This window comes from Vibrio sp. 10N.261.55.F4, assembly GCF_041470465.1.
GTDB lineage: Bacteria > Pseudomonadota > Gammaproteobacteria > Enterobacterales > Vibrionaceae > Vibrio > Vibrio crassostreae_C.
The window spans coordinates 26,278-49,081 of sequence record NZ_JBFRMM010000027.1; the positions used below are offsets into that span (position 1 = coordinate 26,278).

Consider the following 22,804-nt stretch of genomic DNA (forward strand, 5'->3'; position numbering starts at 1 on the left):
CAGTTTTGTCAGGTTATTTCAAGCCTCCGGTAAAAATCGCCACAAAAACCAAGCCGAAAACTTAAAAAGCCAACCAAAACCAACCTAGCCACCACCAACCTCTATTAATACAGTTTAACAACCTTTAACAATATAAATCACACAAAACAACCATTACAAAACAACAAGTTAAATCAAATTAGAACAAACATAAATCACAACGAACAAATTAAGAACACACCATAAAACACAGTTAAACACTGCCAAACAAGCCAAAAACTCATAGTTTTCTACTACTTTTAAAGCTTTCGAAAGTAATTCTTGATCTAAGTCCATAAGTAGTGCTATTCTTTAAAACATAGCGAGAGACAACCAAATTTAGGAGTAGTGTTATGATTTCATCTTCGCAAAGACAAGGACTTGTAATGATCGCGGTAGTTGTAGGTCTAATGACACTACCGATGATGTACTAAGCAAGTTACAGATAAAAAAAGGGACGCCATGAGCGTCCCTTTTTTTGTTCAATTTTTTCACTTCGAAAACAGATGCAGTGTTAGCACATCCCAGTTCGCATAATAGAAACCTGCGGCAGCTAAAGTCATTGCCATCATCAGTAAGATCGCAACTCGCCAGATAAAACGACCACTGCGTGGAGTCAGCTCCTTCTCACAGTCGTTACACATCATGATGAACTTATGTTGGTCTTCCAACTTAGCCTCATGTTCATTGACTACCTTATTACGACACGTTGCGATATAGCGCAGCTTGCTCACCATATCGTGCGGTAGCCTTTCTTCACAGCTTGTTACAAGCTCATGCAATCCTTCGCCTTCGGCATGATATTGAAGCCTCAATAATTTCTCTATATTGCGAGTTCTTGTCACCACTTTTTCAATATCGGTCATCTTAGCCCTCCCACTCCACACTATAATTCTAGTCGAGCATTTCCCTATTCTTATACAAAATCACTGTTATTTACGAGAGAAAGAGACAATAAATAACAATGCTTTATCCCAAACTGACCATTAAATGTGATGTCTGCCGAAAAATAATCAGCTTGGCTTACAACAGTTCACGAATAACGGCTTTAAACACATATCCCTATTGCCTGAAAGACTAGAATAACCATCACGACTACATGGAGGTTATATGCCTAATTCACTCTTTTTTGCCATCTTTGCTCTCGCTGCTCTAGCGGCTTGGGTATTTATTGGTTTCTATCGAAAACACTCGCAAGGTGAAAATGCGCCAGAGAAGAAAGTGAATGTCACGGTGTTAGACAAACAATCGATCGACCTTCCTGACGCAGAACCGGGCCAAGAAGATCAAGAGTACTGGATTTACGTTCAACGTGGTGTGGTTGGTCCGAAGCGAGAATTCCAAGTCGGCATCCACTATTTCCACGCCCTTAACCCTGGCGACAAAGGAACCTTAACCTACCAAGGCGATAAGTTCTTACACTTTGCGTTGAAGCGCTAAACGTCAGCCGCTTCAACTGTCGTCCCTAAGCAATCCATCAGAAAGCCTTAGCAATCACCGCTAAGGCAATAACCAACGCGTTTTCTCTGACTTAGACACCAACCAGCTCATCCATAATGCGCCAGCTCCGCTGATCACAATCCATAATGGAATAACCCATGCCGGATGTCCTTGGTACCAACCAAACTCTTTCATCGGCCACAAGAAAATCGGGTGCAGCAGGTAAATACCTAAGCTGTGCTTACTGATAAAGCCAACCACTTGGTTACTCTTCTCAGACAGGCCTTCACCATAGTAACGGCATACCATGAACACCATGCTCGCGGCTAATACGGTATTCAACGTTTTGTAAGATAGCCAGCGCCCTACCGTGTACTCTTCTGCTACCAAGCTTGCATCAACCACCATGTAAACCGTGGTTAGTAACGCTAGCCCACCCAGTAACACACTCACGCCAACGGTCATCTTGTTAAGTGGCACAATCTTATACAGCAAGTAACCCAATGGTAAGTAACCGGTGTACAACCACAATTCGTGACTCCAAGGGCCATCGATTTTCAGTAAGAACAGCAATGTTGTGAACAACCATACCGCCGTAAAGGCATAGACCGATCTATCACCGTACTTTCTAACCATGATCTGCAAGAACGGAATCACAAAATAGAGTGGGATGAAGTAATAGAAGAAACCAAGGTGGTAATAGGTGTAATGATGGTAGCTATTAAGCAACACGTCCCAACTGACGTCGGCATCAAAGCCCATTGCTGACCAGCCCGACAGATAGGTATAGAAAAGCGACCAGACAATGAAAGGTATCAGTACCTTGCCCAAACGACGCTTGAGGTAGTATTTGGCGTCAAACGGGCGCTGATCACTGAGCATCAGTGCGCCAGTAATCAAAATGAACACAGGTACTGCCCAGCGGCTGAAACCGTTTACCGTAATGGCAGTAAGCCATTCACCGAAAGGAATAGTGCCCAACTCATTGCGATAAGGCGCCAAAACATGAATCGCGATAACCGCTACGGCCGCGACACATCGTGCTAAATCAAAAAAGAGAATTCGCTGCTTCATGTAAATGCCTGATTAATATTCAATCATTCTACTATAGCAATAAAAAAGCTGACCGGAATAAATACCAAGTCAGCTTAGTGTTAAAGGAGATACTTATCGCGAATTTAGCTCATACGACTCTAGCTTCTGCGACTTGAGCTCTCACAAATGAGGCTCATGTGGCTGAAGCTTATGCCGCTGAAATTTGCGGCACTTTCGGTAAACGCAGAGAGATCACCGTCGTTATCGCCAAGAATGCGAAGGAAACCCACAGACACGCAGACAAACCGGCCATTTGGAATACCAAGCCCGACAATATCGTGCCAATCAAACGGCCCATCGCGTTTGCCATGTAGTAGAAACCGACATCAAGAGAAACGCCATCACCTTTCGCATAACTCACAATAAGGTATGAGTGCAGCGATGAATTCACCGCAAAGATGGCACCAAACACCATCAAGCCACCGATAATAACGAACTCGGGTTGCCAGCCAATTTGCACCGCATAGGCAATACCTGCAGTCACGATAGCCAACGCCCCCGCCCATAATAGCGCTGCATGTCCATCAGGCACCTTGCCTTGTGCTTTACCAGTAATCTTGGGTGCAATGCCCTGCACAAAGCCGTATGCGATGGTCCAAGCCGCTAAAAAGCCACCCACCCATGAGTGATCCCACCCAAACACGCTGCCTAGGTAAATCGGCAAAGCAATCACAAACCACACATCACGAGCGCCAAACAGGAACATACGTGCTGCGGATAGGATGTTGATGGATTCAGACTTAGAGAAGATCTGTTTAAACTTAGGTTTAGTTTTCGCTTTACCCATGTCCGCTTCTAAGCTCAACACACTGCCAACGAAGACCAATGCCAACACGGCTGCCATCGCAAGCACAGCGTATTGGAAGCCAATCGTTGAAAGTAGTAAACCACCAATAAAGAAGCCTGCCCCTTTAAGCGCATTCTTAGATCCGGTCAGAATCGCAATCCACTTATAAAGCGCGCCTTGTTGTTCATCAGGAACCAGAGTCTTAATTGAGCTCTTGGCACTCATCTTATTGAGGTCTTTAGCGATACCAGACAAGGCTTGCGCCGCCATGACCCAAGGAATGGTCAGCATTGCCGTTGGCACCGCGAGCATACCCAAGGCGACGACTTGCATGCCTAACCCAATGTTCATGGTCTTATTGAGGCCAAGACGCGCCCCTAACCAGCCACCGATTAGGTTAGTCACCACACCAAAGAATTCATAGAAAAGGAACAGTGAGGCGATTTCTAACGAACTGTAGCCAAGGTCGTAAAAATACAGAACCACCAACATGCGAAGTGCACCATCAGTAATGGTGAAGTTCCAGTAGTTAAAAGTCACCAACATGTATTGGCGAACGCTCTTACTTAGATTTGAAAACATAACGCTATCTCTGCAATCTAAACAAAAAGAGCTTTTGGATCATGATAAGTTCAACACTCCAGATACCAAAAGCTCCCTGTCTAACACTGATGACTATTAGCTATTCGCTACGCCATTAATGTATTCAACCTGGATAGGTTTAGTGAAGGCACCTGGACGCAGTGCCTGCACCTCTTGAACTACCTTGCTCAAATCCCAGCCTTTTTCTAACAGTAGGTGAGCTGCGAACAAACCAGTGCGACCAGAGCCGCCCATACAATGCATTGCAACCTTGCCGCCGTTATCGACGATGTTATGTAGCTCAGGGCTAGCTGCTTGCCACTTCGCAGCAAAACCAGCACCCGGTGCACAGTCGTCTTCAATTTCGATCTGGAACCATTGCATACCTAACGCACGTGTTTTTTCACCAAGTGCCGCCACGTCTTTGCTTGCAAGCTCATGGTCATCAAGTGCTGTCACGATAGCTTCAACGCCTTGCTCTTTTAGCTGAGCCAGTGATGCATCAAGCGTTGCTTCTTTTGTGCCTGGGCACGGAGTAAGCACTAGCGCACCTTGCTCTAGGTCTAGTTGCCATGTTGGATGTATCATTATATCTTCTCCAGATTCTTATTAAGCAAGGCCAACGGTACGAACAAGCTCAGCGGTACGTGTTGCGTAACCCATCTCATTGTCGTACCAAGCGTAGATCTTAACCATGCGCTTACCGACCAACATCGTTGATAGTGCATCCACGATTGTTGAGCGTTGGTCGCCTTTGTAATCGATAGAAACCAGTGGACGCTCTTCAAAGCCAAGAATACCTTTTAGTTCATTCTGAGACGCTTCTTTCAGCATCGCGTTAACTTCTTCTGCCGTGGTGTCTTGCTTCACTTCGAAGATGATGTCTGTCAGAGAAGCGTTCGCTAGCGGTACACGAACTGCGTGGCCGTTGATGCGGTTTTCTAGCTCAGGGAAGATCTCAACAATCGCTTTGGCGCTGCCCGTCGTTGTTGGGATAAGACTCATGCCACATGCACGTGCGCGGCGTAAGTCTTTGTGCGGCGCATCAAGAATAGTTTGCGTGTTAGTTAAATCGTGAATAGTGGTGAAGGCTGCGTTCTCGATACCAAGCTTCTCGTTGATCACCTTAACCACTGGCGCGATACAGTTCGTTGTACAAGACGCTGCCGTTACGATTTTGTGTACCGCAGGGTCGAAGATATTGTCATTCACACCAACAACGATGTTTGCGATGCCTTCTTCTTTCACTGGCGCCGATACCACAACACGTTTCACGCCCTGCTCTAGGTATTTGTTTAGGAAAGAGGTCTTACGGTGAACACCTGTCGCTTCGATAACCACATCACAACCAGACCAGTCGATCGCATCGATGTCGCGCTCTTGTGTGGTCTTGATGCGCTGGCCATTAATGATCATCTCATCGCCTTCTGCAGTTACTTCGTGGTGAAAGCGACCTTGAACTGAATCAAATTCTAGAAGGTGGGCCAGTGTTGTTGTGTCGCCAGCAACATCGTTAATTTGAACAAATTCTAGCTCATCCCAATCGAATGCTGCGCGAAGTGCTAGACGGCCGATACGACCAAAACCATTAATACCTACTTTGACTGTCATTTTCTGTTCTCTCAGTTAATTGCCTTCATATTTGAAGCCGCAGCGTTGTTGACTACGTTCACTTACCGGAGCGCCGGCCGCCCTAATTACATAGAGCCACTATGCTCATAGGGATAAGTTCACTTGTCGCCTAGCTGCAACTACAACTATTTCGGCATTAAGTTTTAATGTATTTAAACGCAACATACTGGGCGTGAGTTCATCGACTCTAAGCGCTCAATATCTTGCTGGTATTCAGTTTTCAAACAGTTCGATGCAATAAGGTCGTCAATTAACTTTAGCATCCAACCTGGTAAATCTTGTGACAGGCGGTAAAACACCCACTGCCCCTGGCGAACATCAATCAAAACACCGTTTGAACGCAGCTGCGCAAGATGGCGTGAAACCTTTGGCTGACTTTCTTGCAATGCCTGAGTCAACTCACCAACCGATAAGCACTCATTGCGAACTATCAACATTAAGCAACGCACTCGCGTTTCATCGGACAGTAATTTAAAAAATTGGTGAGGAAGCATAAAAACATACTCATATATGGATATGCACATATCTTAGATATAAAAAAACGCACGTCAAGGCGTGCGTTTCAATTGTCATAAAAGTTTAACGAAGAAATATCAGAGCTTGTTGGTCACGGTATGGCTCCAACGGCGCGCTTCAGTAAGCTCCGTTTTAACCTGATCCACGCTTAATCCTAAATCGGCGCAGTGCTCATCAATCTGTTGCCAATCGGCATGCTCAAAGCTCTCTTCAAGTGCGAGCAAGGTACCATATGGCCCTTCTCTACGTAATAGAGCAACCTTGATACTTTTACACAGCGGCAACTGCTCGACTAAGTTATCTAACGACAAGTCCAACAGAGCATCCAACAAGGAGAATAAGCCAATCATAAAGGCCTGTTCTCTATACCCTTCAAATGCCTGATAGCGAGACATACGCTGACAAAACTGAGCACGCTGTAGAGACAATCCATACAGCTCTTTAGGCTTTTTATCGGACACATAAGAGGCGACGGCTAACGAGACAAACATTTTCAGTTTCTCTTGACCTAGATATACCAAAGCCTGACGAAAAGAAGAGATGGTCACTTCAAGGCGCGGCGACATAGTATTCACAAAACGCAGCAGCTTATATGAGAGCGCCACATCTTTCGCGACAATGCTCTCCACCCGTTGAAAGTCCACATCGGGCTTACACACTTCTTGAAACAGCTCCATAGCAATCACTTGCTCAGGGCTAATGTATTTACTCTTGATGATTTCCGGTTTATTGAAAAAGTAACCTTGGAAAAACTTAAAGCCAGCCTCTTTGGCTTGCTGGAATTCTTGTTCGGTCTCAACGCGCTCCGCCAAAAAGCTAAACTTTTTCCCTTGATGCACCCTAACCAAATCACACGCTTCATCCAAACCCATCTGCATAATATCGAGCTTTACGATATGCGTGTATTTAAGGAAACGTTCCCATTCTGGGGTCGAAGTAAAATCATCTAGGGCAATCATGTAACCCGCTTGATAAAGGTCTTTAACCGCTTCCAACAATTCATCTGTTGGTTTACAGGTTTCCAGAATCTCTACCACCACCTTATCTTTCGGCAAACTTAAGGGCAGTCGACGAATCAAACTTTGATAAGGGAAGTTGATAAAGCAGCGTGAAGATGGAATAGAAGGGTTAAGACCAACAGACAAGAAGTTCTCAACAATCAGACGATACGTTGCTCGATTAGACTCAATATGCGCTGGGTACGCATTCTTTTCTCCATCGCGAAATAACAACTCATAGCCGAGTGTATTCCTCTTGCGATTTAAGATAGGTTGTCGAGCAACGTATGTAGCGGTCATTTCTTGATAACTCTGATTGGTTTAACTATAACTCAGTCGCTTAATCTAAGCTTTCGCGGCAGCTAGCAAAGCACCGCAGCCCATGAACATACCACCAAATATTTTATTTATCTTACCCATTATGCGATCAGAGCGAATAAAACGTCCCATTTGTGACGCTAATGAGGTGTAACCCAACATAACAACGCTATCAATGAATACTGTCGTCACACCTAGCACTAATAACTGAGGTGCTTGAGGTTGTGTAGGGTCAATAAACTGAGGAAACAAAGCCACCAAAAACACGATTGATTTCGGGTTAGTTAGGTTGATAAGCACAGCGTTTCTCAGCAGTTTGCCACTCGACAGAGTAGAGCTTTCTTCAGATGCTACTAGGCTCGAGCTATCACGCCACTTTTGAATACCTAACCAAAGTAAGTACACCACGCCGACCCACTTAATGATGGTGAACGCCAACGCAGACTTAGCAACGAGTGCACCGATACCCGCGCCCACCAGCATAATGTGAAACGCAAGACCAAGCTGTAAGCCAACAATTGATGCGAGTGACTTTTTAGTGCCATAGCTAAGCCCATTACTGATTGAGTTAACGGTACCCGAGCCCGGAGCCAAGCTAAACAAAATCGCTGTGACAACATAAGCAAGCCAAACATGAGTATCCATTTGCATTTCCTTACTAGTTCTTTAATCTAACAACATTAGTAGCAATAAAGCTCTCACACGCATCAGTTCAGGTAATTTCCCATGGAAAACCACAGCGAAGCCACCTTCCCTTACACTCAAGAACCTCAGTTCGATCATGCGATTAAACACCCGATCAACGCTCTTTGGCAACAAAGAAAAGAGGGGTTTTTAACATCGTCTGGTAAAAAGAAACTGTACTGGTGCAGCCTCACCTCAGAAAAGCACAGCAAAGCTATTGTGATTTCAAATGGCCGTATCGAATGCTGCCAAAAATACCAAGAAATCTTTTATGATTTTTATCAACAAGGCTATGACGTTTATTCATTTGACCACCAAGGTCAAGGCCAGTCTGAACGTATGGTAACAGACTCTGACATTGGTCACATTCATGAGTTTGATGATTATGCATCTGACATGTCTGACGTCATTGCCAGTTTTGATCTCAGTAAGTATTCCAATCGCTACCTGCTCGCACACTCAATGGGCAGCACCATAGCCACTCGCTACCTACAAACCCATCCAGACCACCCGTTTGATAAGGTGACTCTGTGCGCTCCGATGTTTGGTATCAATACCGAGTGGTACCTGAAACCTATCGCGATGATCGTTGGACAAGTGCTTACCGCTTTTTATGCCAAGCCAACTTACGCGCCGGGCCAGCAAGCATATTATTCGAAGCCTTTTGAAAACAACTTACTGAGCCACAGTAAGGTTCGCTATCAGTGGTTCCGTCGCTTATATGACGAGTCTCCATCTTTGCAGGTGGGTGGACCAAGCACGCGTTGGGTGTGGCAAGGGTTAATGGCCGCCAAGCAAGCAATTCAACAAACTCGTCAAATCAAGATCCCTCTGCTATTGATTCAAGCTGGGGATGAAAAGATTGTCAGTAACAGTGCTCAAGTAAAGTTCATCTCTAAGCTGAAGAAAACCAACTCTGATTGTCAGTTTAAGTTGATTGAGGGTTCTAGGCATGAGGTGTTGTTTGAGCAGGATGAATATCGCAATCAAACACTGGATGCGATCAATCAGTTTTTCGCCTAGAGCTAATAGGCTAAGCAACCTACCAAGAAAATAAGCGCTAAAGAGGAAGAGAAGTAAGTGAGCTTTGCCCTCTTTTCTTGCATGAATTTGGCATACAATTTCTACCTAGAGATATTGTAGTTAAAACGATTCTAGCGCTGGCTAGCGTCAATATTGGTTAAGCATTTTGCAATGAGGGTTAAATGAGTATTTCTGCACTAAAAGATTCCGTGAAAATTGTTGCTTCTGATTTAGATGGTACGCTTTTGGCTCCCAACCATCAGCTAAGCGACTTTACCAAGCTAACGCTTAAGAAATTACACGACCAAGGTTATACCTTCATCTTCGCAACGGGTCGCCATCACGTCGATGTAGCTGGGATTCGTCAAATCGCAGGGATTCCGGCCTACATGATCACATCAAACGGTGCTCGCGTACACGACCAGAATGATCAGCTAATGTATAGCCAAAACGTACCTCAAGAGCTCGTTCAACCGGTTATTGATATTGTGCGCCAAGATCCAAACCTCTTTATTCACATGTACCAGAATGAAGATTGGTTACTAGACCGTGAAGATGAAATGTTGGCTAAATTCCACAGTGAGTCTGGCTTTAGCTACAAGCGCTTTGAAGCTGAAAACGCACCAAGCGAAGGCATCGCGAAAGTCTTCTTCACACATCCAGAACAAGACCACGAATATCTCGTCACGTTTGAACAAAAGCTAAGAGATGCTTTTGGCGACAAACTGAACATCGCCTTCTCTACACCTTGGTGTCTGGAAGTGATGGCAGCTGAAGTCTCTAAAGGCCACGCTCTAGACGCTGTTGCAAAATCACTAAACCTGACTCTGGATAACTGTGTTGCCTTTGGTGATGGCATGAACGACGCTGAAATGCTGGCTATGGCGGGTAAAGGTCTAATCATGGGTACATCACATGAGAAAGTGATGAAAGCACTACCTGACAATGAAGTGATTGGCAGTAACGCAGACGATGCCGTTGCTCACTACCTAGAAAAGCATCTGCTCTAATCTCGCTCCGTTGAACAGATCTGAATAAATAAAAAGGCAGCCAACTGGCTGCCTTTTTTGAACCTTACGTAAAAAGCTCTCTCTAACGCTATCGAGAACCTAACACTTCTTTGCTTAAGATTGCCTGCCACTCTTGTTCGGTAACCGGCATGATCGATAAGCGATTACCGCGTTTCACCAAGGGCATTTCGGAGAGTTCAGGCATGGCTTTAAGCGTAACCAAAGGAATCAAGCGCTCAGTCACTCGCACAAACTCGACATCCACCATGATCCAGCGTGGGTTATCGGGTGAAGACTTAGGATCGTAGTAATCACTCTCAGGGTCGAACTGAAAGTGGTCTGGGTAGGCTTCTCTGGTTACTTTAGCGATCCCCGCTACGCCAACTTTTTTACATGATGAGTGGTATATCATCACCAGATCGCCAAGCTTGACGTCATCACGCATCATGTTTCGAGCCTGATAGTTGCGTACACCCTCCCAACAAGAGGTTTTTTGTACTCTAAGAGTCTGAATAGAGAAGGTGTCGGGTTCTGTTTTAAATAACCAATATGCCATAATAAATCCAATTAACGGTTGCTCCGAGGAAGATATAACATGAAGGTAATGAAAAACCCAGTGACATGGCTAGTCGCGTTCGCTCTACAAGGCTGTGTTACGGCACCTGATACGCCGCAACAACCTGAACAGCCCCCAGCAAACTTGGATGAGCCACTGAGCATTCAACCGCAAACCTTCATCATGCGTGGTCAGGTGGTGGTTGGCCATGAAAGCCGAACCTTCACTCCTTGCGGTAGCCAACAACAATACTGGTTAGACTTATCTCCAGAGTTAGCGTTAGAAGCACAAGGGCTCTCAACGAGACCTTACCAAGCCTTATATGGCGAGCTGATTGGTCACCTAACCGTGCCGAGCCAAACGGGTTATAACGCAGATTTCACAGCGCGTTTCGTGGTTGACCAAGTGAACATCCTAACCGCAGAGAACCCAGATCGCTGCGTCCAACCGCTGCGCTCAACACGAGTATTTGGTAATGAACCCTTCTGGTCAGCAACCTTCGATAAAGACCAGCTGAAATACACTAAGATGGGCGAACAGCCACAGACCCTCGATATTGAATCAAGCCGCACCACATCGAGCAGCCGTGACTACCAATTAGAAGGTAAAGCTGCACAAGGCAAACTCAACCTTACGAAAGAGAGCTGTAGCGACGGCATGAGCGATTCTATCTATGGATGGCATGCCAAGCTTAACCTCAATGACAGTAACTACAATGGCTGTGCGACGGTCTCTAACCAAGATCCAACGCTGGACTGGAGCGGACTCTACTTCGCTAGCTCAACGCAAAACTCAGGGTTCTCTATCAACCTTGAACTCAACAATGACCACAGTGCTATCACGACTTATTCATACAGCAATGGAGACCCTTCTATTGTTGAACAAGGCTTCTGGCAGCAACTGAACCAAAATCAGGTACAAGTGGTTATGACTCGCCACCAGCAACAATATTTGATCTCCGAGCGCATCTTCACACTCGATAATGGCAAGCTAATCGCTGAAAAAGAGAAAGTGGGCAACGTGGTGTATCCGATTGCCAATGGCGGTCTGGTGCTATTCGAAGCTAAGAGTGCGCAAGCACAAGTAAACACCACCACTAACGTTGATCTAACCGCAAAGCAGGTGAACTCCAGCGATCAACTTGATCCAAAAGTCGACCAAGCGATCCGCGAATACTTTAAGATCAACAACAGCTCACCTGACGACACTAAATACCGCTGGTTAACCTACGACCTCAACGGCGACGGTAAAGAAGAGCTGTTCGCCCAACTCGATTGGTGTGGTTCTGGTGGCTGTACACTGCTAATTTTCGAAAACCATCAAGATAACTGGCGCTTCAATAGCCGAGTGACACTGGTTAAGGGCGACATACGCTTAGGTAAATCGCAAAACCACGGCTGGCAGGATCTGATCTTCAATGTCAGTGGCGGCGGTGCAACACCGGCGAAACACACACTTTCATACTCTGGTGTCAGCTACCCGCTAAACCCAAGTGTCGCTCCAGTTGCAGATGATGCTGATATCAGCGACGTGGTTTTGTTTGCTGATGGTATCTCACCCGCACAAAGTGGAGTTAAGTTGTAAACATGAGTAACCAACAAGCTTGCCATGGTTGTAGCTTCACTCACCAATGTATTTGTCACCTGATACCTAGTGTCGCAAGCCAAATCGATCTTGTACTGCTCACTCATGAGAATGAACTGTCACGCGATACCAATACAGGGAAGCTGCTTCAGCAATCCCTTGATCAGTGTCAGTCCATTGTATGGCAAAGGAAAACACCACCAGCGGAGCTCATCGCACTGCTTGACGATGAAACACGACAACCGTTTCTTTTATTCCCAAGTGATCAAAGTGTCGAGTGCCAGCAAGCTGTAATGACCCAAGCCCAGAGCCGTAAGCCGCTATTCATCATCTTGGATGGCACATGGCAAGAAGCGAAGAAGATGCTTAACAAGAGCTCGTGGTTACAAGCCGTTCCGCAAGTTCACCTCGATATTACCAGCGAATCTTCATACACCTTGCGCCGCAACCAAGACAGTGGCCACTTGTGTACTTGTGAAGTGGGTATTGAGTTACTCAAATCTTTAGGTGAAAGTGAATCTGCCAAGCTCATTGATGACTACTACCAGCATTATCTAAAAGTGTTCCACGCCGACAAGTGTGGCCACGCCCTCAAATAGACCAAGCAGGCGCGCGGGAAGGTAAAAACACATTTCGGGACGAGACAGACACTAAAAACAAAAAGGGTGAGCCATAAGCCCACCCTTTTTACATCGTATTTTCGTTATTGAGCCAACCAGTGTTTCACGTGAAACGCTCGCTCCATCAAAACAAACGCTGAGGTTGACCAAAGTAATACCCTTGCAAGTAATCGACCCCCATGTCTTCAGCAATACGGCACACCTGCTCATTATGAACGAACTCCGCCACCGTCTTAGCATTCAGAATCTGGCATAAGCTCACCAACTGCTGAGCGATCTTGCGCTGCTTTTTATCTTTATCAATATTGCGAATCAAACTGCCATCAAGCTTGATCACCTGTGGTTCTAGCTTCAATATCTCATCAATGTTCGAATAGCCCGAACCAAAGTCATCAACAATAATATTCACACCAAGATCGCGGAAGTGATTACACACCTCAATCAAGCGACCGTAATCCTGAATTTGTTCCGTTTCTAACACCTCCAAGCCAATACGCTGTGGGTGACTGATTTTCTTGATCGCTTGTTCAAGGTGAAGAATGGTTTTCTCATTGCTGAAATCTTGTGGCGCTAAATTAATTGAGAACGAATCGGTTCGCTGACTCATAAAATCGAAGGTGCGCGTTATCATCTGACGACTGAGGCGTGTATAGAGATGGGTTCCTTCAATGATTGGCAAGAACTTACCCGGTGCAATTAACTGACCGTCCTCTTCAATTCGAACCAAACACTCGTAGCTCTCTACCTGATGACTGTGTGCTGAAACTATGGGCTGAGAGCACGCCACAATATTCTGATTAAGCACCGCGCGACTCACGCACGACAGCCAACCAAGTTGCTCTTGGCGATGCTTCTCCAATTGAATGAGTGCCTTGGCGCTCACTAGGTGCTTGTTCTGGCTGACAGCGCTGCGCCTCGCATCAATCGCCTTCAACAATAAGTCATCAATAGAGGTAGTCGGGAAATCTCGACGGCTGGCGATACCCGCACAGATAGACACCGACAAGTAATCAATATCGGGTAAACCGGTAGGCTCAAAATTCACATGCTCGGTTTGATCGGCAAATTCCGAGAATCGCTGATGAATATGTTCTTGGCTCGCCCAACTATCAAACACCACCGCCCACTCACCAATACCGATACTGTAGAGCTGACAGCCCTCATCAAAGAACTGCCACAGCGCCTTTTGAAAGTACTCACTCAAATCATGCAGAAGCTTGTCACCTACTCGATAACCATACTTCTCATTGATCTGACCAAAGGTCGTGACCTTCAAAGCTAGTAAGTGGCTATCACTGCTCATCTTCGACAGTTTCTCACGCAGCACACTTCGATTGGGTAAACCTGTACGGTGATCAATTCGATAGCTTGCCGTCAATGCAGTGGCTTGCTGCTGAATCTTACTCGCCATGCTGTTGTTCATGTCATCGACATCAAGCAGTGCATTTCGGATCAATGAAAACAGAGGGGATATGTTGGTCGCGGGTTGCGTCTCTAATGGCAATACCGCCTTACCCTCGCCTTCTCTAAGCGAAAGATAAGTGAGGCTATGGTGCAAGATTCGCTGTTGGCCATTCTCTTGATAAAGTTCTCCCATGCAGTAAACGCCATAGCTGTCGGCCAATTTTTGGAAAACCTCAACCTCTTGGTTGCCATCAATAAAGTCGATACGAGATGTACAGTTATAAATGAAGAACTGTTCTGGCCTATGAGAGGCGATCTGCTGCACGCCCAGTCGTATCTGCTCTAAGGTCAGTGATGGATGGTCATAACAAAACCGGACCTCATCGCCCACTTGGAACAGGCCGCTGAATTCTATCTCTCCACTTTCCGTTACCTTGAGCGGTAAGTGAATGTTTTGCTCTTTCGGGTCACCGACCATCAAGGGAAAGTTATGCAGTTGCTCAAAAGGCACTTCGAGGCCATCAGCGAGGTAACGATTGTAGAGTTCGCGAACAGGCATCCCATCCAGTTCCAACAACCGGTTCTCTTGAGCACCTGTCACTCGAAAAGTTCGACCAATCGGATTCCATTCAGTGTAGTAACCCTTAGCGATGGAGAGCTCAACACTGTGCAGCGCCAACATCACATAGGCATTTTCATAGCAAATGCCGTCTAACATCACCCATCGCCCATTATCTGTGATGGTCGATGCACCGCCACAGATCGGTAATGAATACATCGACTGCTCAAACGCTGAAAATAGATCTCGGTTATTTATCTGCAAGCGGTCTGCGAAACAGATGATGCTTTGAGTATTATCATTGCACTCAAGCTGTTGCCACATAGCGTGGCTATCGAGCAATGGTTGTTCGCTATATTCGACAACACTACAAGAGTAAGACGTCGCGTCAAAGCGGGTAACAATCAGATAAAGACCTTGGTGCAGGATGACACCTTGACTAATGTAGTGGTTAGCACTGCAACCAATCAATTTGGCATTGGGAAAAGTCGATTGAATCACTTGGCAGGCAGCCAAAACAGAACCTTTCTCGAAAGACGAAAACACCTGAATCAGTAGGCTTTCATGTTGATGAAAATCTATCTTTTCCAATTCACGTTGGGTTTGCTCAATGTCTTGTATCAGGAGAGAAGTCGACTGCATATTCACATTAATCGTTACGTTAATGATTTATTATTGTGCTTATTATAGATAAGGCTTGCACGGAATACTTGCGATCGCGTTATGAATAATGTGACCTTAGTTAGACATCATTCATTCCGCCAAAAAGCAGTCATTAATGGCGGCGCAGTACTTTTATAGCCAGTCGTTACACAATGCGGGAAGCTTTAACTGCTAAAACAGTCGCTTAGGCTCACCGAAGTAGTAACCCTGCAGATAATCGACACCCATTTGCTCTGCTATCTCACAAACCTGTTGGTTATGGACAAATTCAGCGACCGTTTTGGCATTGAACACTTGGCACAAACGAATCAACTGAGAGGCTATGTTTCTTTGTTTTTGATCTTTGTCGATATTACGAATCAAGCTACCGTCGAGCTTAATGATCTGTGGCTCAAGCTTAATGATTTCCTCGATGTTGGAGTAACCAGAGCCAAAGTCATCAACAATGATTCTCGCCCCGAGAGCACGGAAGTGATCACACACCTCAATCATGCGACCATAATCTTTAATCTGCTCAGACTCGAGAACCTCTAGGCCAAGTCGAGTGGGATCGTTCATAGCACTGATGGCGGTCTCGAGCACCTCAAGCGTCTTGTCGCTCAACAAATCTTGCGGGGATAGGTTGATAGAAAATGGGCTTTGCTTATCCGCCATATAACCTATGGTGTTCTTAATCATGTGTCGGCTGAGGCGAGTGTAAAGGTGCGTGTCGGCAATGATAGGTAAGAACTTACCTGGTGGCACAATGGTACCGTCTGACTCCATGATTCTGACCAAACACTCTTGGCCAATCATTTCGTGCGTAACCGACTCCACAATCGGCTGGGAATAGGTGATGATGTTCTGATCTAGAATCGCACGACTTACACAACTCAACCAACCGAGTTGCTCTTTGCGGTCCTCTTCGCTCACCTGAATATCTTTGGCATTGGTGATGTGGGTATTGTTACGTACTCCATAGCGTCGAGCTTCGATCGCTTTCAATAAGATCTGGTCACCACTGTCGGTTAAGAAGTCACAACGACTAGCAAAGCCGCCACACAGAGAAACTGACAGGTAATCAATATCAGCCAAACCATATGGCTCAAAATTTATGTGTTCGATGTCATCGGCGAACTCAACGAAACCTTCTTTTATTTTCGTACTACCAACACTAGCATTGAAGATAATCGCCCACTCTCCAACACCAATACTGAATAGCTCTACCTTCACGCGAGGCTCTTTAACCACACGAAGCTGTAATCGCTCGATAAAGTGATTAGACAGATCGAGTAGCAGCTGATCTCCCACTTGATAACCATACTTCTCGTTAACCTGATGGAAGTTGGTTAGCTTTAAGGTCAGCAGATGTTCACTGAACAGAATCGTATTGAGGCGCTCTTTCAGTACGATACGGTTCGGCAAACCAGTACGCGAGTCAATGCGATAGCTTTCGGTTAAGCGACGCGCTTGTTGATGGAGTTTCTTTTCCATCTGAGTATTCATACTGTCGAGATCAGCGACTGCATTTCTGACTAGGTTAAGCAATGGCGACACGGTTGAGCCACACTGAAAGTCTTCGCAATGAAACTCTTTAATCTCGTCAGACTCGCGCATAGCGATATAAGTCAAGCTGTGGTGCAGTATCTCTTGGCGGTCTTCATTACGGTATAGCTCCCCCATGCAGTAGGCACCACATGTATTCACTATCCCTTCAAATGGCTTGAGCTCAAGTTTACTGTCGATAAATTCAAGTCGAGATACGCAGTTATAAATGATCACCGATTCAGGCTGATGCATGGCTAGCATCTCGGCACCGTGGTGCACCTTTTCTGCAGTGAGCGATGGGTGGTTATAACAAAACTGCGCCTCTTCACCGACATGCCAAGGGCTATCAAACTCAATACTGCCATCATCATTAATACGTAGCGGCGTCGAGATACCCTTCTTTCTGCCAAGTTCTCGATAAAGTGGAAAGCTCATCAGTTGACTAAAAGGAAGGTCTTTGCCATCCGCAAGGTAATGTTTGAATACTTCAATAGCCGGCTTGTCGTTCAATGCGTATAAGCGATTTCCGATTGCGTGTGTGACTCGTAGCTTCATCCCAATCGGGTTCCACTCAGAGTACGCGTCCGACCAAACCTTCAATCTTGGGTTAGTCAGAGCCACAGCAACACAGGCGTGCTGGTAGGTTTGCTCGTTATACATAACCCAACGGCCAAATTCATTCTCATGGCACAGTCCACCAGCTATCGGCAAGGCGTAAGGCAAATTTTCAAAAGCGCTATAAATAGGATAATCACGCCCTTCAACCTGATCGCACAAGCTGATGACCGTTTTGGTTTCTTCTGTAAGGCGCAGCTGAAAAGCTAAGTCTTGGCTGTCTTGATTTGGATTGCCGGAAAAAGGCTGGACCGCAGAGGTTAGATGGGTTTCGTTGAACTCACTGATGATGACTAAGGTGCATGCACTTTCAAGGCAATTATCACAGATAACATGACGAGCACTCTGGCCAATTAGCGTCGCATTATTTAAACGATTGAGGGCAACACCCGCGATTTGACGAGCTAGATCTGAAGATTGAGCTGAGAAAATTTGAATAAGGTACTGTTTGCTGTCACACCATTCTCGCTGATCAAATTGAGCTCTAAATAACGCCTCAGTATTTGCGAGAAATGTAAATGTTTGCATGCCAACCCTTGTTCAAAATCGAGTGAAGTAACAACCCGCAACCACTGCTATGACTGAAATGAATCGATAAAAAGTAGTCGCCAATTATCCTAGCCTAATCAGGCTTTTATAGGCGACTAATGTAACAATTCAATAGCATAAATGCGACACAATAAGCTTACCGAGCCATTAAATTAGTCGCATAAGATCGCTAAGTTGGTCTATTTCAACATCAGGGAGCACACTCGCCTTCGGGGAGCGGTATAAATTGGAACCAGTGTCATTAAACCAGCACGCTTGGAAGCCATTTTGCTTGGCTCCATAGACATCCGTTTTGAGGTGATCGCCAACATGAAGAATATTCTCAGCGTCACAACCTAGGTGTTGCTGAGCTTTTTCAAACATATCTGGATAGGGTTTTGCTCTGCCATCAGGGCCGGCTTTAAGGATTAATTGAAAGTACAGCCCTAAGCCAATTTTGTGTGGATCGACATTGCCATTGGTAATCGCAACCAGAGGAATACGTTGGCTAAGTTCAGTCATCACTCGATGCGTTTCTTGAGGGACATCGACTTGATTACGCAACCACAAGGCATGCTCAATGCCCTCTCGAGCCGCTTGCTCTGCTTGCTGCAGAGAGTAACCCAATTGCAGCAAACCACTCTTAATCTGAGTTTCACGCCACACGGTGACATCATGTTTCAAAGCTGGGTTTTCAGATGCGACTTGCTGCTTAATGCCCTGCCACTCTTCAAGCGATAAAGAAGCCGACACTGGGTGCTTTTGATAAAGCCACTGTGCCATCTCTTTCTCAACCTTCATGATCACAGGCCAGTTGTCATACAGGGTGTCATCCAAGTCAAAGGTCATGGCTTTGATGGGCTTTAACCCTCGATAAATTCGCATAGTAAACCCTTTAATCTAATCTTTATTCTTCTTACGAGCTCTCGGGTGAGCCTGATCATAAGCTTGTGCTAAGTGTTGGAAATCTAAGTGGGTATACACTTGGGTCGTCGAGATGTTTTCATGGCCAAGCAACTCTTGCACAGCACGAAGATTTTGGCTCGATTCCAGCACATGCGTTGCAAAGGAGTGACGCAGTTTATGCGGGCTGATGTGGCTCGCGACAGATTGCTTCTTGCCCCACTCTTCCATGCGCTTTTGCACGCTGCGGTGAGAGATACGAGTCCCGAGCTTAGAGACAAACAGCGCGGTTTCACCCGGTGAAGCCAATTCACCACGAACTTTGAGCCATTTATCGACCCACTCTTTAGCTAAACCAGAAAAAGGCGCTTTGCGTTCTTTGTCGCCTTTACCAATCACTCGGATTTCGCCTTGTCGACCCAACACATCTTTCAGATTGATGCCGACCAGTTCTGCCAGTCGTAATCCAGCACCATACATCACCTCCATCATCGCTCGATCACGAATCGACAATGGATCGTCCTCATTCACATCAAGCAGTTGACCCACTTCATCAACATCGAGGTTTTTAGGCAAAGGGCGTTGTTTGCGAGGTGCAGAGACACCTTTGGCTGGATTGGCGGTCATTTCGCCACGCAACACAAGGAAATCAAAGAAGCTGCGCAGTGACGATAAGCGCGTTGCAATGCTGCTCGCTTTCATTCCCTCACGCATGCCTTTACTGGCCAGTTGTCTGACCCACGCCGCATCGACTTGACCCCAATCCTTTAGCCCTAGAGTGACTAAATGACCGGCCATGGTTTCAAGTTGTTGTTTGTAATTACGTTGGGTGTGTAGGCTGAGTCCCTTCTCGCTTCGGAGATATTCATAGAAGCGAGAAAGTGGCTTTTGAAGGCTGTTAGGAAGAGGTATTTTGGGCTCTAGGCTCATTATTTATCTGCCAAGGTAAGGTGTCCGCCAAATGAGCGACAACAAGTGCTAAATGGCGTAAAAAGAGCGTATCCATATGGGGTTGGAAATGTCCGCCATCTTCACTAGAAAAGGCGAGCAAACCCAATGGAGACTGCTTAGCAAGCGGTAGTACTACATAAGAGCCTAGCTCTGGAACTGGATAATCACCAAACAAATCGTGTCTGTCGGCTTTTCTCAAGCGTCCAAGATAAGCATCTTTGCCATTGAAATGGTTAAGCGAAAACTTAGAGTAACCCTCAGCACTCAACTGATAAAAGCCAGATTGCGAAAGAATACGAACATGAGCCTTAAGCCCAAGATCTAACGCTTTTTGTTCAACGGCTTTTATCACCTGCATGAAGTCACTGCATTTCAGCACTTGCGCTTGCAGATCCATAAACTCATAGAAGGTTTTATCGTTATTTGCTGCCAACGACATCAAGCCAGTGATCTCTTCTTCAAGCTCTTCGATTCGATGACGTTGGCGTTTAAGCTGAACCTCAACCAGAGAAACAGCGCCCTGCTCAACGTTATTGATAGCAAGGCGATCAACCAAATCTTTTCGGTCTTGGAAAAAATCTGGGTTATCACGTAAATATTCCGCGACCACTTCTGCGGTGAGTGCGTCGGCTTCAACGTAAGACAAAACCTATCCTTTATTTTTATGAATATATTTGTTTTGGGTCGTTATTAGCAAGAAAGTTGACCATCAAACACATGCGTTGCAGGGCCGGTCATAAACAGAGGTTTACCCGGGCCTTGCCAGCTAATGTGTAAGTCACCGCCTGGTAGACGAACCTTCACATTCTCAGCCAGTAAGCCTTGAGTGATACCCACTGCAACTGCGCCACACGCTCCGCTGCCACATGCCTGAGTTTCACCCGCGCCGCGTTCGTAAACACGTAGACGAACTTCTTCACGGTTAACGACCTGCATAAAGCCAGCATTAACACGCTCAGGGAAACGTTCATGTGATTCAAGTAGTGGGCCTAAGGTGTCCACATCAGCCGTGTCGACGTCATCAACCACGGTAACCACATGTGGGTTACCCATGCTTACCGCACCACAGAATAAGGTGTGTACATCCGTTCTTAGAATATACGTCTTCTCTGGCTGCTTGGCCTTGAATGGAATCTTGCCGGGTTCGAACTCAGGAATGCCCATGTTCACCGTGATCAGGTCATTCTCTTCAATCTTGAGAACCATTTTACCTTTCTTGGTACTCACGTTGATGCTGTACTTATTCGTTAAGCCTTTCATGCGAACGAATCGTGCAAAACAACGTGCACCATTGCCACACTGCTCCACTTCACTGCCATCCGCATTGAATATGCGGTAATGGAAATCAGTTTCTGGATCATAGGGAGCCTCAACCACAAGTAGCTGATCAAAGCCCACACCAGTGTGACGATCCGCCAAACGACGGATCAAATCTGGAGAAAAGAAAATATTTTGAGTAATGCAGTCCACGACCATGAAATCATTGCCCAAACCATGCATTTTAGAAAAGTGGAAGTGCATAACGCTTAAAATTACTCCGGAAGAATGTTTTCAAGTTCCCACAGACTCGTAAGCTCTTCACGCTGACGAACCAAGTGAGTTTTATCGCCATCCACCATCACTTCAGCCGCACGCGAACGAGTGTTGTAGTTAGATGACATCGCGAAGCCATAAGCACCCGCTGAACGAACTGCTAGCAGATCACCTTCTTCAAGAACAAGGTCACGATCTTTACCTAGGAAATCGCCTGTCTCACAGATTGGGCCAACCAAATCGTAAGTCACAGCTTCACCCTGACGAGGGCTAACAGGAACAATATCCTGCCAAGCTTGATAAAGTGCTGGGCGCATTAGATCGTTCATTGCTGCATCGATGATGGCAAAGTTCTTGTGCTCTGTTGGCTTGAGGAACTCGACTTTCGTTAATAATACACCAGCGTTAGCAGCAATCGCTCTTCCAGGCTCGAAAATCAGCTCTAGATCAGAATGATTGTCTAAGCGAGCCAATAAAGCTTTCGCGTAGTCAGAAGGCTGTGGTGGTAATTCATCACGATAAACCACACCCAAGCCGCCACCGACATCAAGGTGTTTGATGTTGATACCGTTAGCACGTAGCTGGTCGATCAGCGCAAGTAGGCGATCGGTTGCATCGATGAAAGGTTCGATATCCGTTAACTGAGAACCAATGTGGCAATCAATACCATGGATAGACAAGTTATCGAGTGTTTTTGCAAACTCATAGACAGCAGGAGCACGGTCGAAAGCGATACCAAACTTGTTATCACGCAGACCTGTAGAGATATAAGGGTGAGTGTTGGCATCAACGTCTGGGTTGATACGCAGTGAAATCGGCGCTTTAACACCAAGCTCACCAGCCACTTTATTCAGTCGCTCTAGTTCTGGTTCTGACTCTACGTTGAAACACTTAATGTTCAACTCAAGCGCACGCTTCATTTCAGCGGCTGTTTTACCGACACCAGAGAATACAACTTTTGCTGGATCGCCACCGGCAGCAACCACACGCTCTAGCTCACCGCCAGAAACGATATCGAAACCTGAGCCCAAACGAGCCAAAGTATTCAACACGCCAAGGTTTGAGTTAGCTTTAACGGCATAGCACACCAAGTGCGGATGCTCACCAACCGATGAATCAAACGCATTCCAGTGGCGTTCTAATGTTGCACGAGAATATACATACAGCGGTGTACCATATTGCTCTGCTAGTTGTGAAAGTGCGACGTCCTCAGCCCAAAGCTGGCCATCTTCCTGATAGTTGAAGTAATCCAAAGTTC

At 45.9% G+C, this 22,804-nt stretch carries 21 protein-coding genes; 5 read left to right on the top strand and 16 right to left on the bottom strand.

The window, feature by feature from the left end; genetic code table 11:
• Positions 1-509: 509 nt before the first annotated feature.
• Positions 510-884, bottom strand: a complete 375-nt coding sequence (locus AB4249_RS14380) for a hypothetical protein (protein WP_004736595.1) — start codon at positions 882-884, stop codon at positions 510-512.
• Between the two features lie 244 nt (positions 885-1,128).
• Here AB4249_RS14380 and AB4249_RS14385 point away from each other — a divergent pair, with 244 nt between their 5' ends.
• Positions 1,129-1,458, top strand: a complete 330-nt coding sequence (locus AB4249_RS14385; RefSeq protein ID WP_017061032.1) for a DUF2500 domain-containing protein — start codon at positions 1,129-1,131, stop codon at positions 1,456-1,458.
• Between the two features lie 60 nt (positions 1,459-1,518).
• Here the strand turns inward: AB4249_RS14385 and AB4249_RS14390 are convergent, their stop codons facing one another.
• The 7 genes from AB4249_RS14390 to rhtB all read right to left on the bottom strand — a co-directional run bounded on the left by AB4249_RS14390 (position 1,519) and on the right by rhtB (position 8,031).
• The gene (locus AB4249_RS14390; protein WP_017061031.1) at positions 1,519-2,532 is read right to left on the bottom strand and encodes an acyltransferase; all 1,014 of its coding nucleotides are present in this window, start codon (positions 2,530-2,532) and stop codon (positions 1,519-1,521) included.
• 169 nt (positions 2,533-2,701) lie between these two features.
• Positions 2,702-3,922: an organoarsenical effux MFS transporter ArsJ gene (arsJ, locus tag AB4249_RS14395; protein WP_029235159.1), complete on the bottom strand. Its 1,221-nt coding sequence runs from the start codon at positions 3,920-3,922 to the stop codon at positions 2,702-2,704.
• Positions 3,923-4,018: 96 nt separating this feature from the next.
• Entirely contained in the window at positions 4,019-4,510 is a 492-nt protein-coding gene (locus tag AB4249_RS14400) for a cyclin-dependent kinase inhibitor 3 family protein (RefSeq protein WP_017061028.1), read from the bottom strand.
• Between the two features lie 21 nt (positions 4,511-4,531).
• The gene (locus AB4249_RS14405) at positions 4,532-5,533 is read right to left on the bottom strand and encodes an ArsJ-associated glyceraldehyde-3-phosphate dehydrogenase (RefSeq protein ID WP_017061027.1); all 1,002 of its coding nucleotides are present in this window, start codon (positions 5,531-5,533) and stop codon (positions 4,532-4,534) included.
• A 173-nt stretch (positions 5,534-5,706) separates the two neighbouring features.
• Positions 5,707-6,048, bottom strand: a complete 342-nt coding sequence (locus AB4249_RS14410; RefSeq protein ID WP_017063763.1) for a metalloregulator ArsR/SmtB family transcription factor — start codon at positions 6,046-6,048, stop codon at positions 5,707-5,709.
• A 99-nt stretch (positions 6,049-6,147) separates the two neighbouring features.
• Positions 6,148-7,368 carry an EAL and HDOD domain-containing protein gene (locus tag AB4249_RS14415; RefSeq protein WP_372103711.1) on the bottom strand — a complete coding sequence of 407 codons (1,221 nt, stop codon included), beginning with the start codon at positions 7,366-7,368 and terminating at the stop codon, positions 6,148-6,150.
• 45 nt (positions 7,369-7,413) lie between these two features.
• The gene (rhtB, locus tag AB4249_RS14420) at positions 7,414-8,031 is read right to left on the bottom strand and encodes a homoserine/homoserine lactone efflux protein (protein WP_017061024.1); all 618 of its coding nucleotides are present in this window, start codon (positions 8,029-8,031) and stop codon (positions 7,414-7,416) included.
• Between the two features lie 81 nt (positions 8,032-8,112).
• On the opposite strand from rhtB, the gene AB4249_RS14425 reads away from it, so the two are divergent.
• Positions 8,113-9,093, top strand: a complete 981-nt coding sequence (locus tag AB4249_RS14425) for an alpha/beta fold hydrolase (protein ID WP_017063762.1) — start codon at positions 8,113-8,115, stop codon at positions 9,091-9,093.
• A 182-nt stretch (positions 9,094-9,275) separates the two neighbouring features.
• On the top strand, positions 9,276-10,103 hold the full coding sequence (locus AB4249_RS14430; RefSeq protein WP_065584269.1) for a Cof-type HAD-IIB family hydrolase: 828 nt from the start codon (positions 9,276-9,278) through the stop codon (positions 10,101-10,103).
• A gap of 88 nt (positions 10,104-10,191) precedes the next feature.
• On the opposite strand, the gene AB4249_RS14435 is transcribed toward AB4249_RS14430, so the two are convergent.
• Positions 10,192-10,659 carry an EVE domain-containing protein gene (locus tag AB4249_RS14435; RefSeq protein WP_017061021.1) on the bottom strand — a complete coding sequence of 156 codons (468 nt, stop codon included), beginning with the start codon at positions 10,657-10,659 and terminating at the stop codon, positions 10,192-10,194.
• Between the two features lie 39 nt (positions 10,660-10,698).
• On the opposite strand from AB4249_RS14435, the gene AB4249_RS14440 reads away from it, so the two are divergent.
• Positions 10,699-12,243 carry a COG3650 family protein gene (locus tag AB4249_RS14440; protein ID WP_017061020.1) on the top strand — a complete coding sequence of 515 codons (1,545 nt, stop codon included), beginning with the start codon at positions 10,699-10,701 and terminating at the stop codon, positions 12,241-12,243.
• A gap of 2 nt (positions 12,244-12,245) precedes the next feature.
• The gene (locus AB4249_RS14445; protein ID WP_017061019.1) at positions 12,246-12,842 is read left to right on the top strand and encodes a tRNA-uridine aminocarboxypropyltransferase; all 597 of its coding nucleotides are present in this window, start codon (positions 12,246-12,248) and stop codon (positions 12,840-12,842) included.
• A 145-nt stretch (positions 12,843-12,987) separates the two neighbouring features.
• Here AB4249_RS14445 and AB4249_RS14450 read toward each other — a convergent pair whose 3' ends face one another.
• The 7 genes from AB4249_RS14450 to lysA all read right to left on the bottom strand — a co-directional run bounded on the left by AB4249_RS14450 (position 12,988) and on the right by lysA (position 22,799).
• Entirely contained in the window at positions 12,988-15,468 is a 2,481-nt protein-coding gene (locus AB4249_RS14450; RefSeq protein WP_372103715.1) for an EAL domain-containing protein, read from the bottom strand.
• 192 nt (positions 15,469-15,660) lie between these two features.
• Complete coding sequence (locus tag AB4249_RS14455) at positions 15,661-18,159, bottom strand: EAL domain-containing protein (RefSeq protein ID WP_017061017.1); 2,499 nt, start codon at positions 18,157-18,159, stop codon at positions 15,661-15,663.
• Positions 18,160-18,327: 168 nt separating this feature from the next.
• Complete coding sequence (yigB, locus tag AB4249_RS14460) at positions 18,328-19,044, bottom strand: 5-amino-6-(5-phospho-D-ribitylamino)uracil phosphatase YigB (protein WP_017068593.1); 717 nt, start codon at positions 19,042-19,044, stop codon at positions 18,328-18,330.
• A 15-nt stretch (positions 19,045-19,059) separates the two neighbouring features.
• Positions 19,060-19,992 carry a tyrosine recombinase XerC gene (xerC, locus tag AB4249_RS14465; RefSeq protein WP_017061015.1) on the bottom strand — a complete coding sequence of 311 codons (933 nt, stop codon included), beginning with the start codon at positions 19,990-19,992 and terminating at the stop codon, positions 19,060-19,062.
• Positions 19,961-20,659, bottom strand: a complete 699-nt coding sequence (locus AB4249_RS14470) for a DUF484 family protein (RefSeq protein WP_017061014.1) — start codon at positions 20,657-20,659, stop codon at positions 19,961-19,963. The genes xerC and AB4249_RS14470 overlap by 32 nt, the downstream gene beginning before the upstream one ends.
• 44 nt (positions 20,660-20,703) lie before the next feature.
• The gene (gene dapF / locus AB4249_RS14475; protein WP_017061013.1) at positions 20,704-21,534 is read right to left on the bottom strand and encodes a diaminopimelate epimerase; all 831 of its coding nucleotides are present in this window, start codon (positions 21,532-21,534) and stop codon (positions 20,704-20,706) included.
• A gap of 11 nt (positions 21,535-21,545) precedes the next feature.
• Positions 21,546-22,799, bottom strand: coding sequence for a diaminopimelate decarboxylase (gene lysA / locus AB4249_RS14480; protein ID WP_017061012.1), 1,254 nt, complete (start codon positions 22,797-22,799; stop codon positions 21,546-21,548).
• Positions 22,800-22,804 lie beyond the last annotated feature (5 nt).

What these genes read in the sequence shown, in the direction of transcription:
- AB4249_RS14380 (WP_004736595.1), bottom strand. Translation starts at nt 884, where the DNA reads ATGACCGATATTGAAAAAGTGGTGACAAGAACTCGCAATATAGAGAAA.
- AB4249_RS14385 (WP_017061032.1), top strand. Translation starts at nt 1,129, where the DNA reads ATGCCTAATTCACTCTTTTTTGCCATCTTTGCTCTCGCTGCTCTAGCG.
- AB4249_RS14390 (WP_017061031.1), bottom strand. Translation starts at nt 2,532, where the DNA reads ATGAAGCAGCGAATTCTCTTTTTTGATTTAGCACGATGTGTCGCGGCC.
- arsJ (WP_029235159.1), bottom strand. Translation starts at nt 3,922, where the DNA reads ATGTTTTCAAATCTAAGTAAGAGCGTTCGCCAATACATGTTGGTGACT.
- AB4249_RS14400 (WP_017061028.1), bottom strand. Translation starts at nt 4,510, where the DNA reads ATGATACATCCAACATGGCAACTAGACCTAGAGCAAGGTGCGCTAGTG.
- AB4249_RS14405 (WP_017061027.1), bottom strand. Translation starts at nt 5,533, where the DNA reads ATGACAGTCAAAGTAGGTATTAATGGTTTTGGTCGTATCGGCCGTCTA.
- AB4249_RS14410 (WP_017063763.1), bottom strand. Translation starts at nt 6,048, where the DNA reads ATGCTTCCTCACCAATTTTTTAAATTACTGTCCGATGAAACGCGAGTG.
- AB4249_RS14415 (WP_372103711.1), bottom strand. Translation starts at nt 7,368, where the DNA reads ATGACCGCTACATACGTTGCTCGACAACCTATCTTAAATCGCAAGAGG.
- rhtB (WP_017061024.1), bottom strand. Translation starts at nt 8,031, where the DNA reads ATGGATACTCATGTTTGGCTTGCTTATGTTGTCACAGCGATTTTGTTT.
- AB4249_RS14425 (WP_017063762.1), top strand. Translation starts at nt 8,113, where the DNA reads ATGGAAAACCACAGCGAAGCCACCTTCCCTTACACTCAAGAACCTCAG.
- AB4249_RS14430 (WP_065584269.1), top strand. Translation starts at nt 9,276, where the DNA reads ATGAGTATTTCTGCACTAAAAGATTCCGTGAAAATTGTTGCTTCTGAT.
- AB4249_RS14435 (WP_017061021.1), bottom strand. Translation starts at nt 10,659, where the DNA reads ATGGCATATTGGTTATTTAAAACAGAACCCGACACCTTCTCTATTCAG.
- AB4249_RS14440 (WP_017061020.1), top strand. Translation starts at nt 10,699, where the DNA reads ATGAAGGTAATGAAAAACCCAGTGACATGGCTAGTCGCGTTCGCTCTA.
- AB4249_RS14445 (WP_017061019.1), top strand. Translation starts at nt 12,246, where the DNA reads ATGAGTAACCAACAAGCTTGCCATGGTTGTAGCTTCACTCACCAATGT.
- AB4249_RS14450 (WP_372103715.1), bottom strand. Translation starts at nt 15,468, where the DNA reads ATGCAGTCGACTTCTCTCCTGATACAAGACATTGAGCAAACCCAACGT.
- AB4249_RS14455 (WP_017061017.1), bottom strand. Translation starts at nt 18,159, where the DNA reads ATGCAAACATTTACATTTCTCGCAAATACTGAGGCGTTATTTAGAGCT.
- yigB (WP_017068593.1), bottom strand. Translation starts at nt 19,044, where the DNA reads ATGCGAATTTATCGAGGGTTAAAGCCCATCAAAGCCATGACCTTTGAC.
- xerC (WP_017061015.1), bottom strand. Translation starts at nt 19,992, where the DNA reads ATGAGCCTAGAGCCCAAAATACCTCTTCCTAACAGCCTTCAAAAGCCA.
- dapF (WP_017061013.1), bottom strand. Translation starts at nt 21,534, where the DNA reads ATGCACTTCCACTTTTCTAAAATGCATGGTTTGGGCAATGATTTCATG.